At 54.3% G+C, this 13,282-nt stretch carries 14 protein-coding genes and 1 tRNA gene; 6 read left to right on the top strand and 9 right to left on the bottom strand.

What is annotated here, in order from left to right; all coding sequences use genetic code 11:
- Window positions 1-41 precede the first annotated feature (41 nt).
- The 3 genes from SIB41_RS01275 to SIB41_RS01265 form a co-directional block, all read right to left on the bottom strand.
- Complete coding sequence (locus tag SIB41_RS01275) at window positions 42-236, bottom strand: hypothetical protein (RefSeq protein ID WP_413359825.1); 195 nt, start codon at window positions 234-236, stop codon at window positions 42-44.
- 238 nt (window positions 237-474) lie between these two features.
- On the bottom strand, window positions 475-1,299 hold the full coding sequence (locus SIB41_RS01270; RefSeq protein WP_063419523.1) for a glucosamine-6-phosphate deaminase: 825 nt from the start codon (window positions 1,297-1,299) through the stop codon (window positions 475-477).
- Entirely contained in the window at window positions 1,300-2,700 is a 1,401-nt protein-coding gene (locus SIB41_RS01265) for a SpoIID/LytB domain-containing protein (RefSeq protein ID WP_413361302.1), read from the bottom strand. It abuts the gene before it with no gap.
- Between the two features lie 123 nt (window positions 2,701-2,823).
- Here SIB41_RS01265 and rnz point away from each other — a divergent pair, with 123 nt between their 5' ends.
- Window positions 2,824-3,780, top strand: coding sequence for a ribonuclease Z (gene rnz / locus SIB41_RS01260; RefSeq protein ID WP_413361300.1), 957 nt, complete (start codon window positions 2,824-2,826; stop codon window positions 3,778-3,780).
- Between the two features lie 69 nt (window positions 3,781-3,849).
- On the top strand, window positions 3,850-4,362 hold the full coding sequence (psbV, locus tag SIB41_RS01255) for a photosystem II cytochrome c-550 (RefSeq protein WP_063419525.1): 513 nt from the start codon (window positions 3,850-3,852) through the stop codon (window positions 4,360-4,362).
- 1,224 nt (window positions 4,363-5,586) lie between these two features.
- On the opposite strand, the gene SIB41_RS01250 is transcribed toward psbV, so the two are convergent.
- From SIB41_RS01250 to serA, 4 genes are all read right to left on the bottom strand, one after another.
- Window positions 5,587-6,000 (bottom strand): hypothetical protein, encoded by a 414-nt coding sequence (locus SIB41_RS01250; protein WP_413361298.1) that lies wholly within the window; start codon window positions 5,998-6,000, stop codon window positions 5,587-5,589.
- Between the two features lie 113 nt (window positions 6,001-6,113).
- The gene (locus SIB41_RS01245; protein ID WP_011130797.1) at window positions 6,114-6,413 is read right to left on the bottom strand and encodes a ferredoxin; all 300 of its coding nucleotides are present in this window, start codon (window positions 6,411-6,413) and stop codon (window positions 6,114-6,116) included.
- A 164-nt stretch (window positions 6,414-6,577) separates the two neighbouring features.
- Complete coding sequence (gene prmA / locus SIB41_RS01240; RefSeq protein ID WP_413359822.1) at window positions 6,578-7,483, bottom strand: 50S ribosomal protein L11 methyltransferase; 906 nt, start codon at window positions 7,481-7,483, stop codon at window positions 6,578-6,580.
- A 14-nt stretch (window positions 7,484-7,497) separates the two neighbouring features.
- The gene (gene serA / locus SIB41_RS01235; RefSeq protein WP_413359820.1) at window positions 7,498-9,084 is read right to left on the bottom strand and encodes a phosphoglycerate dehydrogenase; all 1,587 of its coding nucleotides are present in this window, start codon (window positions 9,082-9,084) and stop codon (window positions 7,498-7,500) included.
- Between the two features lie 103 nt (window positions 9,085-9,187).
- Here serA and SIB41_RS01230 point away from each other — a divergent pair, with 103 nt between their 5' ends.
- The 4 genes from SIB41_RS01230 to murD all read left to right on the top strand — a co-directional run bounded on the left by SIB41_RS01230 (window position 9,188) and on the right by murD (window position 12,102).
- Window positions 9,188-9,754 carry a hypothetical protein gene (locus tag SIB41_RS01230; protein WP_063403597.1) on the top strand — a complete coding sequence of 189 codons (567 nt, stop codon included), beginning with the start codon at window positions 9,188-9,190 and terminating at the stop codon, window positions 9,752-9,754.
- Complete coding sequence (locus tag SIB41_RS01225) at window positions 9,751-10,542, top strand: photosystem II S4 domain protein (RefSeq protein WP_413361296.1); 792 nt, start codon at window positions 9,751-9,753, stop codon at window positions 10,540-10,542. The genes SIB41_RS01230 and SIB41_RS01225 overlap by 4 nt, the downstream gene beginning before the upstream one ends.
- Before the next feature lie 78 nt (window positions 10,543-10,620).
- Window positions 10,621-10,692: transfer RNA gene (locus SIB41_RS01220), tRNA-Val, on the top strand.
- A gap of 27 nt (window positions 10,693-10,719) precedes the next feature.
- A complete protein-coding gene (gene murD, locus SIB41_RS01215; RefSeq protein WP_413359817.1) occupies window positions 10,720-12,102 on the top strand; it encodes a UDP-N-acetylmuramoyl-L-alanine--D-glutamate ligase in 1,383 nt (460 codons plus the stop codon).
- Between the two features lie 153 nt (window positions 12,103-12,255).
- Here murD and SIB41_RS01210 read toward each other — a convergent pair whose 3' ends face one another.
- Together SIB41_RS01210 and SIB41_RS01205 are read right to left on the bottom strand one after the other, a co-directional pair.
- On the bottom strand, window positions 12,256-12,528 hold the full coding sequence (locus tag SIB41_RS01210) for a hypothetical protein (RefSeq protein ID WP_413359815.1): 273 nt from the start codon (window positions 12,526-12,528) through the stop codon (window positions 12,256-12,258).
- A gap of 430 nt (window positions 12,529-12,958) precedes the next feature.
- Window positions 12,959-13,231, bottom strand: a complete 273-nt coding sequence (locus tag SIB41_RS01205; protein ID WP_413359813.1) for a DUF4090 family protein — start codon at window positions 13,229-13,231, stop codon at window positions 12,959-12,961.
- Between the last annotated feature and the right edge of the window lie 51 nt (window positions 13,232-13,282).

Raw genomic sequence — 13,282 nt, 5'->3', positions numbered from 1 at the left:
CTGAGGCCGTGATCACGACCCCAGTGGTTTCAGTTGAACGCTTAAGCGTGATGCTTAGAACTGGAAGGTGACACCACCGGAGGTACGCCAATCGGTGCCGCGATTGCATCCCAGAACTCAAGGACTCCACGCCCATACAACTTGAATGAAGTGGTTCCGAAATTGTTGACCGTGTAATCAACTCCAGCTTCGACAAGCAAGCCGTTCTGGCTTTCTTGATTCGATTCAACTGACACCGTTTTATCAGTGAAGGTGTAGCCGATCTTAATCTGACAATATTATCGCAATAGTTCATTGGCCATGTACAACGCCAATGTAGACATTTAAGATCTAACGTCTCTTCTCCTAAGCAAACGTCTTCAACAAGGTAAATACTATGTCAAATAGCGCCTTACCATGATACTCTTAATTGTCTATTTTCACTAGTGATTTTCTTGCTTGCAAGCAAGAAAGACGAACAACTCAAATCAACTTTTAACTGAAATTCGCTTCAGGGACTTTCTCTCGATTAAGAGCTGCTTGATCTGCCCAAAGTGCAACCCGAGCATGATTGCGCAACCAACTGGCCGGCAACTGATCCGTGCATGGCGAATTAAGCAAGGCCTTGAGAATTTCTGCTTTGGCTGAACCCGTCACGATCAAATGAATTTCATCTGCCGCGAGAATTTCTTTTAATCCAAGCGTGAGTGCTTGAGATGGCACCTGACTGGGATTACCACCAAAAGCAGCAACATTCTGTTTCCGGGTGGACTGCGATAACGACACCACCCGGCAAGACGCCTCTGGGCCACAAGGCGGCTCATTGAAGCCCACATGGCCATTGCTGCCTAAGCCCAACAACTGCAACCCAACACCACCAAAACTCTGCAACTGAGCGGCATAACTGCCAGCCTGCTGCTCTGGATTGATCGCCTCGCCATCGGGAAGATGCAACTGCTGCGGGCTCAATTGCAACGGCTTGCCTAAATGACGCGTCATATAGGCCGCAAAGCTGCGCCTATCAGCTAACCCCAAGCCCACATACTCATCGAGATTGAAGCTGCACCAACTGCGCCGCAGATGCTCCAGCTCATCAGCGGGCCAACGCTGCACACGGGCCACCAGTGCGGCATAGATCGGCACCATCGTGCGGCCAGTGGCCAAGCCAAGCGGTTTCGGCCTCTGCTCCCCCAGCCGCTGCCTTAGATGCCCCTCTAGGGCATCAACAACCGCTTCCACAAGGCTTGGCAGGTTCTCTCGCAGCGTGATCGTGCTCGCGAACCCTTGCTCAGAGGCGACAGAAGACCGCAAGAGGTTCAATTAGGCGTCTCCCATGCTCTCAACTCTTCCAGGCTGGGGAGAGCGCCACAGGAAGGCCAAAGAGGAATTCTGTAGCTGCCGATAGGGAACAATCTTTGCGCCTCGGTAGTAGTGATTGAGGATTTGGCGGAAATCTGCACCCCGTTGCGCCAGGCCATGGGCACCCCACTGACTCATGCCGACGCCATGGCCAAAACCTTGCCCCATAGCCAGCAACATCAGCGGCTGATGGCGCGAACGGCGTGTTGAGTGAAGCGGCAGAGGCGGCACAGGCGGCGGCGGGGTCAGGCCCATGAAACTGGCATTGGCATCAACGCTGGCTGTTGTTCGATCACGCCAAGACCCCATCAAAACCGTTCCAGCGCCAGAAGATTTTCTATCTCCAAAGCTGTGCTCAAAGCGCTTAAGGCCAACGCCTGCGCCAGGCTTTGCAGACTTCGAAGCAAGCATTTCAAAGCGCACCAAGGTGCTCTTCAAACCCAAACGCTGGCGCAGCTGCTTGCCGCTCAGCAGCAAATCACCACGAGGACCCTGCACACGAGCCTGGCGAATTCTGCCCGTGCCCGTGGTGCCCAACACAGCAATGCTGCTCACACCACCGGTTTCGCGGAACGCTCTTCGCAACTGATGCGGCTCAAACCACACGTCCCACTGATGCACAGGGCTGTGTTGATCGTGGTCCGGCACGCTGACCAGATAAGGCAGCTGCTTGCTCCATACCGCCCCGCTGGCTTCTGTTGCCCCTCCAGAGCTGCTGTGGAAAACAGCATCGATCAACTTGCCGCCATGCACTAAAACCAGCGAATGGGTGCTTTCCACCGCCTTCAGAGTGTTGGCGGTTTCAGATTCCACACCGCGATACACCTGACTGGCAACGGTGGCCTTGAGATCAAAACCACCTGCTTTGCCGTGTTGAGCGAGGGCATAGGTGCGAGCGGCCACCGCCTGGGCCTGCAGTGCAGCCAGAGGCCAGGATTCCGGCATCTCACTGCCCACCACACTGGCCAGATAGTCCTCAACGCGCAGGTGGTTCACCACCTGCAAGCCTGCACCAACTGATCGAACCCTCAACTCACCGCGATAGCGACGCTTGCCCAGCCATATCCCGCGTGGGTCTGCACTGCGAACCCTGAGCTCACGCTGCAAAGCAAGCGATAGCGATCGCCGCGACCGCCCCTCAAGGGTCAGCCGCAGCTGACCGCGCTGCTTGCGAACAGAAAGCGCCCTCAGCCTCTGCTCCCTCGAACCCAGGCCTGCCACAAGCAAAGGCTGCTCAGCATCAGCCCGCAGACGCAGAGCTGATGCTTCCAGCACCAGCACCCGCATCACTGGCTCCTGCACAGCAATCACCTCGGCAGCAGGGCTTACGGCCGTGAGTGTGACCCCGCCGACCAATCCCATAGCCCATAGCGGCGCTGGCAAAGCCAATCAACATGTTCAACAAGGACATTCAGTGTGCCCCGATCACAACAACCAGGCCAGGCCCCAAGCCATGGCAGCATGGTCTTTGGGGTGTGCAAGGCCTTGCAGGTCACCTTTCTCGGCACCAGCTCGGGCGTACCGACACGAGCCCGCAATGTTTCTGCCGTGGCTCTGCGGCTGCCCCAACGTGCTGAGTTGTGGCTGTTTGATTGCGGAGAAGGCACTCAGCATCAGTTCCTGCGCAGCGATCTGCGTCTGTCTCAACTCAGACGAGTGTTCGTTAGCCACATGCATGGCGACCATGTGTTTGGCCTGCCGGGTCTGTTGGCCAGCCTCGGCCTATCCGGCAACAGCAACGGAGTGGATCTCTACGGCCCCGATCCACTGGAAAGCTATCTGCAAGGCGTGCTGCGCAATAGCTCCACCAGGATCGGATACCCCCTCAAGGTTCATCGCGTGCGAGACGCAGCAGAGCAGAACCTGATTGTGTTTGAAGACAAAGACATCCTGGTGCGCTGCACCCCGCTCACCCATCGAGTGCCGGCCTACGCCTATCGCGTGGAACAAAAACCCAAGCCAGGCCATTTCAACCTTGAACGAGCCCAAAGCCTCGGCATCCCGCCAGGCCCCGTCTATGCCGCCTTAAAGCGTGGTGAACAGGTCAGCCTCGATGATGGCCGCGTGGTGGATGGCCGGGACTTCTGTGGACCAGAACGCCCAGGCGCCAGCATCGTGTTCTGCACCGATACGGTGTTTTCAGAAGCTGCTGTCTCGCTAGCCGCAGGCGCGGACCTGCTGATCCACGAAGCAACCTTCGCCCATAGCGAAGCAGAAATGGCTTATCAGAAGCAGCACTCCACCAGCACCATGGCGGCCCAAACAGCTGCCGAAGCCGGCGTCGGGAAACTCGTATTGACCCACCTCAGTCCCCGCTATGCGCCAGGCAATCCGGTTACCCCAAATGACCTGCTACGAGAAGCTCAAGCGATCTTTTCGAACACCATCCTCGCCAAGGATTTCCTCAGTTTTGAAGTCGCTCCGAGCTGCAACAGTTCTTGATTACGGCCCTTAGAGCTCCCGCCCCGTGATACAAGGTGTTGTCGCTTCTGTCAGTAACTGGCGTATTCCATGGCCTCTCTCTTTGCATCCCTGGGACGGTCCCTGATCAAACTATTGATCGTTTTGCCCGTAATAATTGGCTTGAGCATTAGCTCTCCGGCCATGGCTGCCCAATGGGATGCCGAGACCCTCACCGTTCCCGCAGGCTCAGGCGGACAGCAGGTGACCTTCAGCGAGTCAGAAATCAAGAGCGCTAGCAAGCTCTTCAAAAGCAACTGCGCCACCTGCCATAACCAAGGCGTCACCAAGACCAATCAAAACGTTGGTCTGGACCTTGAGGCTCTCTCACTGGCATCACCTCCTCGTGACAACGTGGACGGCCTGGTCGAATTCCTGAAAAATCCCATGTCATATGACGGGGAATACAGCATTGCCGACACCCACCCAGGCATCAGCAGCAGCGATGTCTACGTTCAGATGCGTACGCTCAACGATGAAGACCTGCGCCTAATCGCCGGTTACATCCTCACGGCTGAGAAAGTACAGGGCGACCAATGGGGTGGTGGCAAGATCTACTTCTGATCACTCAAGAAGCAAAAAACAATCAGTGGATCTCAGCGAAAGCTGAGGTCCTTTTTTTTGCCTGACAAATCTGGCCATCATCTCGTTTGAAAGAGTGTTGTCTGCAATAGCGATCTAAAACTTCAGTGTTTGTTCCTGTCTTAATCACTGATTGAACAAGCTGATTGAGAGACATCTCTTCTGCGAGACAAGGCTTGTCAGCTACACACTCTCAACCTCCCAGGGGAACTAGCAAATCGCCCTAGATCAAATGAGCAGGTTGCAGGCGAGGGTCTGCCTCAAGACTGATTCCGCCTGCCCTGTCGCTCGCGCGCTGGGAGGAATGATTGGCTTGAAGGCTTGGCCTGAATAAGGCGCCGATCTTCAGAACAATCTCCTCTGAGAGGCTTCGCCTGCGCTCTACACAAAGATCTGCTGCTCATAGCTCAAGGATTGCCGCAAAAGACAAGCCTTACAGCGATCAAGCCTTCTCAAAAGCTTGCTCAAGAACACCTTGCTTAAGCATTTGGATTGCAAAACTGAAAGTAAAGATGAGCCATTCAAAAAGGGCTCTCTTTAACCTCTCATTGAAGCTACTAATCAGCTGGCCAGCATCACTTCTAGCAGAAGCATGGCCTGCAGTTATCAACAAAAGTCTTTGGCATCTATGGCCAGGCAAAACAAAAATGAATCATCAATCGCAAGGCAAAGCATGGCGCAGCAATGCCTCCAGCCGCCAACTGATTTGGCATGAATGGATGAACGAACTTCCGCATTTCTGACTTTACTTACAACCGCTTGAGCTGAGAGATGGAGACAAACAAATGTCATCCCATTCCCAGCCAAACCAAATCATGAGGACAGTGATCTCATTTCTTCTTGTGGCGATCAGACAAGCTTCTCAAGACCCAAGCTGTAACTTTGAGGTGAGAATCGAAGCCTGTTTTCACTGATGACCCAATCATGCCTCAACAAGGCTTTTACATAGCCTGCTCAGCACAATCAATAGCAATTTCCAGGTTGATAATTTTATCAATACGCTCCTTCTCAGCAAATCATTTGCTGCTTCTATACGCAAAGCCTCGTTCAAAAAAAGCTGCTTTGGCTTCTGTTTGATGCAATCCAAAGCTGGCAAATGCTCTATCAATAACTTCGATCAGCTGTCCAAGTGAATCGCACTCATAACAAGTTGGCCGTTGATCAAAATGCCAAGCAAGTAGCCAATCACCCCTGAGCCGAGCAACACTATGGGGCCTCTTCGCTTGCAAGCAGCATCGAAGCTGGCAGCAGATTTGCTGGGTCCTTGGAGAGCTGCCCACGGCTATACCACCACTCCTGCAAACCCGGCGTCAAACGCTGAGAAAACAACGTCAGCACTGTGACTGTGGGCTTTGAACCAGGCTGCAATAGCTCGACGACATAAGACGGACAACGACGAGCCGCTACATCAGCAACAAAGCGCCGGCCCACACGTCGCCAACTGGGCTCCTTGCTCCGCCAGGCAAGGCGACAGCAAGGCCACGGCAGTTCCTCGCGATCAAACAGCCGGCAACAAGAACCGATCACACGAAAACTGTATTGCCCACCAGGACTGGTGTGAATACTGCCGTGCGCCAACACAACATCGACATCCGCTCTGGCAGGGGCAACAGACGTCACATCTAAAACAGAGTCATCAGCACCACCTTGAAGCAAAAAGCCACCCGCTGAGGGTGGCTGATGGGATCCAGATTCGCAAGCACTGATCGGGAACAGAAACAACTGCCCTGAGCTCAATAGAGCTCTTCCTCAGCATGGGTCTTGATGGTGCAATCAGAGGTTGGATAAGCAACGCAGGTCAACACGAAACCAGCTTCAAGCTGATCGTCATCGAGGAAGCTCTGATCAGACTGGTCCACAGAACCACCTGTGAGCTTGCCTGCACATGTGGAGCAGGCCCCAGCACGACAGGAATAGGGCAGGTCGATGCCCTGCTCTTCAGCAGCATCAAGGATGTACTGATCATCGGGAACCTCAATGGTCTTGTTCAGGCCCTCGCTCTCGCTGATCAAGGTGACTTTGTAGGAAGCCATGGAATGGATGGAAACGCATAGAAATCCAGAAGTAAAACGCCCCTGGACCGCTCCTTCTAACACCCTCCCGGCAAAAATTCAGTCTGATCGTGCAATCTGCCCGGCTAAGGCCAATCAAAAAACGAGTACCGATAACTCTGGCTTATATAAAAATTTGCGCTGAATTACCGCTTAGACACATCTAAAAGCCCCCAGCAGCCCTGCTCAGTCAGGCAATTCACCCGCCATCCCAGCGCCTCCAAAACCATCTGAAGCCTTGGCGCTTGCTTCACCAACAAACCACTGAGCAAACCTCGACCATTAGCACTCAACAACTGATCAAAGCTTGGAGCCAAAACCTCAATCACAGGCGCCAGGATGTTGCAGAGCAGCAGGTCGACGGTCTGTCCCTCTAGCTGCGCTGACAAAGCCTCCACAGAACCATGCACAACCCTTAAACGATCTAAATCGAGCTGATTGAACTCTGTATTAGCTCTAGAGGCGCAGACAGCCTGGCAATCCGTATCAGCGGCCAGCACCTGTCTAGCTCCAAACGCAAGTGCGGCGAAACCCAACACCCCACTGCCACAGCCGAGATCTGCAACCCTCAAGCCCAGCGGTGGGTTCCTTTCCAGCGCCTCCAGGCAAAGGCGAGTGCTTGGGTGGCTGCCAGTGCCAAAAGCACTGCCAGGGTCTAGTCGCACAACAAACCGATCGGCATACTCCCGCGGCAGATCCAACCAAGCCGGCAAGATCAACAAACGCTGCCCCACCGGATCGGGTTGCCAATCTTGCTTCCAGTTCAAACTCCAGTCTTCATCGGCCACCTCGCACCAAGTGGGGTTGGCTAATTTCAGGCCAAACGGTTCTGCCAGAGGACGCAGGTTGTCCATCAGCTGATCTCTGTCCGACTCGGACCACTCAGACGATGGCAACCATGCCAAAAGAGTGCGCTCAGAGTTCTCAGGCGCATGTTGAACAGCAAGTCGGCAGAGACCCAGATCTGTCAGCTTCCAGATGAGCGACTCTTCCAGCTCAACTGCAATGGGCAGAGAAAGACGCCACCAGCGAAGAGCAGAAGCAGAATTCATCTCATCAGCCCTGATCAGAGGGTGACCGGATGGGCTTCCTTAATGCCATTGATCGCATGGATGGTGACCAGCAAGCTGGGCGGAATTGGATCATCAATGCTCAGCACCATCACCGCATCACCGCGCACAATGCGACGCCCCACCTGCATCGATGCAATGTTGACGTTGTGTTCACCAAGCACGGAGCCCAACTGACCGATGATCCCAGGCATATCGCGGTGCCTGGTCAACAGCATGTGTCGACTAGGCGACACATTGACCGGGAATTCATCAATGGTGGTGATGCGCAGATCGCCATTGGCAAACACCGCACCCGTCACGCTGTGACCGCCCTGGTCACCACGAGTCGTCAGTTGCAAGGACCCCCCGGCAAAATCCTTACTTGTCTCGTCCTTGACCTCCAAGACACGAATGCCACGGCCCTTGGCTTCTAAGGACGCATTCACGTAATTGATCCGATCGCCAAGGGCACTGGTCAGCACGCCCTTGAGAGCAGCAATCACCAGAGGCTGAGAGGGATGCTGAGCGAACTCCCCCTGAAGACGAACTTCAAGCTCCTGCAACTGTCCTCCGGAGAGCTGGCTCACCAACAGCCCCAGGGTCTCGGCTAATTGCAAATGAGGCTTGAGCCGCTCCATGATCTCTGCACTGAGGCCAGGGATGTTCACGGCACTACGGGCAGGAAGGCCAAGCAGGACGTCTCGGATCTGTTCCGCCACATCCACAGCCACGTTCTCCTGCGCCTCCGTCGTCGAAGCTCCAAGGTGGGGCGTAAGGATCAAGCGATCCTGCACAGAGCGCAGCGGCGAATCGGTAGCCAATGGCTCCTGGGCATAAACATCCAAGGCAGCCCCGCCAATCACTCCAGCCGTCAAGGCATCAGCCAGAGCCGACTCATCGATGATGCCACCGCGAGCACAGTTCACGAGCCTTGCTGTGGACTTCATCTTGCCCAGCAATTCCGCATTGACCAAATTCTCGGTATCGGGAGTACGAGGGAGATGCAAGGTGATGTAGTCGGCCTGCTCAAAAAGATTCTCCAAGCTTGAGAGTCGCACCTGCATCTGTTGAGCACGGTCCGCAGAGATGAAGGGGTCGTAAGCGATGACCTCCATACCCATGGCATTGCAGACCCGGGCCACATGGGAGCCGATCTTGCCGAGCCCAACCACGCCAAGAACTTTCTTATAGAGCTCGTTCCCTACATATTTCTTGCGATCCCAACCCCCAGCCATCGTGCTGGCGTGAGCCTGAGGCACATGCCGAGAGAGCGAAAGCATTAAAGCCAACGCTTGTTCGGCAGCAGCAATAGTGTTGCCTTCCGGCGAATTCACCACCAGAACACCCTGTTGGGTGGCCGTCGGCACATCAACATTATCGACGCCAACACCCGCCCGACCAATGATGCGCAAACGTGCGCCGGCTTTGATCACATCCGCCGTGACCTGCGTGCCAGAACGAATCATCAGAGCGTCGTAGTCGCCGATCATCGCCTTGAGGTCATCCTCTGACAGGCCCACACGCTGATCCACCTGTGCAACCTGAGCGAGGATGTCAATTCCCGCTTGGTCGATAGGGTCTGAAACCAGAACTTTCGTCATCAACCGTCGCAAGACTGCAGCAGGGCACTGTAGAGATCTACATGCTCCAAGCCCTGCAGATCACAAAACAGGGTTCAGAATTCAAACGATTGAGGTGTGTTGTATGGCTATTTGCGTTCTTGTTCTCGCCGAAAGAGACCACGCAGATCAATTGAATGAACAACTCAAGGCAGCAGAGACCCCGCTAACCCGTTGTGAGCTGATTCAGCCGGCAACCAACTCAGAAACACAACCTGAGAGAACGGCCTCAGAGCCCAAGGGAAATGGCAACCCACTCCAATCGATGGACATTGATTCAATCGAGAGGCTGAGCCCCAAGCTGACCCGTAGCCGTCGTCAAAAACTGATGGCCGTCTGGTTGCTGCCGTTTGGCTTCATCTTCGGCATCTTCATCACGCTCAGTACAGACATGGATACCTTTGCCAGTTACGGCAACCTGGGTGCATCAATCATCGGAGGACTGCTGGGCCTCGTCTCAGGTTGGATGGGTAGTTATGCAGCCGCAATCAGCGTCAAAATTCCAAACGCTGAAGACGTTCGCATCCTGCGCAATCGCCATGACCAAGGCCAGTGGCTGCTGCTGCTAGAGACCCCAATGGGCATCGATTTGCCCTGGAAAGTGCTACGAGACGCAAATCCCCTCGCATTAACGAGCCTCAGCGAACTGTGATCTTGCCGCGGCAAGAGCTGCTCAAAGGTTGCCTGGATCCACAAGGCATGGAAGCCCTGCTGGTCCAGGCAGAAACTGTGTTACGGACCTGGCAGCCCAGCTGGAGTGCGTTTGTTTCTGCTCCCTTGCGGGAGCAAGCCCTGCATCGGTTTTCCACCCTCACTGATCTGCACTGGCACGCTGACGGTGGTCACCCTGGTGCTGAACGCCAGCGGCTGTTTTGCTGGCGCAGCGAGGATCACCATCACCCCACTCCCTCACAAGCAGCCCCGATTCAAGGTCTGCTGCTGCATGGCAACTTTTTATTTGATTCCCCCAGCCCCACAGATCTCCGCCAAGCCCTAGAGGCGATCGACGCTCAACCAGAACAACTTGGAGATCTGTGGATTCGCGGTGATCGCGGTGCACAAGCACTTTGCACTCCTGAGTTAGCCGTCAATCTCGACGGCCGCAGCAGCAAGGTGCGAGAGGTAGAGATCACCTGTGAAGCCGTGGCATTGGCTCAACTGCAGCCACCAGCTCACCGCCTGACCCGCCGATTGAACAGTGTTGAGGCCTCTTGCAGGATCGATGCAATCGCCTCGGCCGGCTTTGGTCTGTCGCGGGCCAAGGTGGTCAATCAAATCAAGCAAGGTCACCTGCGTTTGAACTGGGAACCAGTCCGACAAACAAGTCGAGAACTTGTAGTGGGCGATCGCCTGCAACTTCAGGGTCGAGGCACGCTCAAGGTGCTGGCGCTGGAAATGACCAAGCGTCAGCGCTGGCGGGTGGAAATGCTGCGGCACTGAAGATTCGTATCGCCAGGCTGCTAGCTTCGCTTCTTGAAAAGCCACCGGTCACCACTCACTCTTATCGAAGGGCCCCGCGGGCGATTAGCTCAGAGGTAGAGCACTACCTTGACACGGTAGGAGTCACTGGTTCGATTCCAGTATCGCCCACTCCCCTTACAAGCACAGGACTCATCGATGGCACGCACTGTGGTCGTGGGGCTTGGACGCTCCGGCATAGGTGCGGCACGACTTCTGCAAGCAGAGGGACATCAAGTCACAGTGCTTGAGCGCAGCATCGAGCCCCATCTCCAAAGCTTGGCAACTGATCTACGTCTGCAGGGAATTGCTGTCGAGCTAGGCAAACCTCTAGAGCTGACCAGCTTCATCCCTTGGCTGGATCAACTTGATGCCGTGGTCATCAGCCCTGGCATCGCCTGGGACCACCCAACACTGATTGCACTGCGTCAACGCGGCATCGACATCGATGGAGAGATGGCAGTGGCCTGGCGAAGCCTGAGCCATCTGCCATGGATCGCCATTACCGGCACGAATGGCAAAACAACAGTGACCCACCTGCTCAATCATGTGCTTGAAAGCAATGGCCTCAGAGCACCAATGGGCGGCAATGTTGGCCATGCCGCGGCTGAAATCGCACTCAAATGGCGGCAACCAAACGCACAGCGCCCCGACTGGCTGGTCATGGAGCTCAGCAGTTACCAGATCGAAGCCGCCCCTGATATTGCCCCACACATTGGCATTTGGACCAACCTCACCCCCGACCACCTCGAACGCCACGGCACCCTTGATGCTTACCGAACGATCAAACGTGGCCTACTGGAGCGCTCAGAGATCCGCATCTTCAATGGCGATGATCCAGATCTGCGCAGCCAAAGATCCAGCTGGGACAAGGGGCTGTGGGTGAGCAGCGAAGGGCCTGGTACTGCAAATCATCGCGCCGACTTGTGGATTGATGCGGACGGGCTGGTTAGGGAACCGCAAGGAACGCTTTTTGCCGCTTCGGCTTTGGCCATGCCTGGACAACACAATCTTCAAAACCTGCTGCTGGTGACAGCCGCAGCCCGGCAAACGGGTTTGCCAGCAAAGGCCATCGAAGCCAGCCTGCGCTCGTTCCCAGGCGTGCCTCACAGACTCGAACAGCTTGGGCATATCCAGCAAATGAGCGTCTACAACGACAGCAAGGCCACGAACTATGACGCCGCCTGTGTGGGCCTCAAGGCCGTCCCTGCTCCTGCCGTTGTGCTGGCAGGTGGGCAAACCAAACAGGGCGATGCTTCTGGATGGCTCAAGCAATTGGATCAGAACGCCTGCGCTGTAATCCTGTTTGGTGCAGGCGCTTCAGAACTGCAAGAGCTGATCAAAACGTCTGGCTTCAGTGGTGAGTTGCATTGCTGCAGCGACCTCAACGCTGCTGTGACTTTGGCCATTCCACTGGGCCTAGAGCGACAAGCCGCTTGCCTGTTGCTTTCACCTGCCTGCGCAAGTTTTGATCAATACCAAGATTTCGAAGCCCGCGGCGAACATTTCCGCAACCTAATTGCACCACATTTAACGGCCTAATCTACGGCCAACTGATCACTAGCCTCAACTTCATACTCATTCCTTTGTTCGATAATGATGCGACTGGTGCTCTACTTGCAAGGACAATCCTACTGGTTTATCGATTACTAATAGCCAGTGCAATATTAAACCTTAATGGGCTGCTTGATTGATTTAGCCCTTGAGCCAAAGAGCAAGGCCGCCCCCACGGCCTCTAGCCGCCAACCACTCTCCGTTCGAGGCCATTGAGATCAGAGCAAAGAAAGGCCTTTCTTTCTCTTCTGGCACATCAAGCGAGCGGCTCCATAAAACCCTTGAAGCAAAACTAACTGTGATTCGATCAAAAAAGAAAGGTAGTAGAGGCTGCGATCCCTTGAGTTCTCCTCGACCTGTGAATTCAAGCTTGAGCAAGCCAATGCCAACAGAGTTAGCAATCACCAAAGGCATGCATTCATGACTCCCATTCTCTTGCCTGAGATCTAGGCTCGCAGAAAAAAATCGAAGCATCAAAGAAGAGAAGAAGTCTTTTTTCTCTTTACCTTGCTTCCAAACAGATACAAACTTCCAAAGTCCATTGAGTGAATTAATCTCAATCCCGCTGCCTTTCTTTCTCGCCGAGGCTTCAAGCTTTAAAAGCTCCTGTGAAGCAGGAAGACTTGTCAATCTGCTTTCATGCTTGACTTCGCGGCTAGACAAAGAACAATCACCCTCATGCTAATCAATTTAATCACACCAAGGCATAGAGGAATAGTCAAATCAAAATCTATTGACGAATATAAGTATCTATTTGACAACAACTCTCGGCATAGAGGTAGCCATCAAAAGGTTAACGACCGACAAATCGTTTATCAAATATATCGCACTTATGCAGTCTCAATCAGCCAAAGAAAAATGCAATCTCCTTTGACTTCAATCCTTCCCATCCAGCAGCGATAAGACGTTGATTGAGGGTCTCTTGATCGAAATGCTTGACTCCTGAACGGACGATTCGATTACGCATAGACTTCTTGACTCCACTCCTCTTTCTAGCACCTTCTTGATCCATGACTTCCTTGTAGAGTTTGAGCATCTCCACAGGAATTGGGCTGCCATCAAGATCTATCCCTGCCTCAATCGCTTGATCAATTGCACCCGGACCAGAAAAATCCATCGGTAAGATTTGCAGACTGCTCGCGCTCATCATAGTGCGCTTAGAACTTGC

It is taken from the genome of Prochlorococcus sp. MIT 1201, from assembly GCF_047303415.1.
In the GTDB taxonomy this organism is placed as follows: domain Bacteria; phylum Cyanobacteriota; class Cyanobacteriia; order PCC-6307; family Cyanobiaceae; genus Prochlorococcus; species Prochlorococcus marinus_D.
This window is presented reverse-complemented; position numbering and strand designations above follow the sequence as displayed.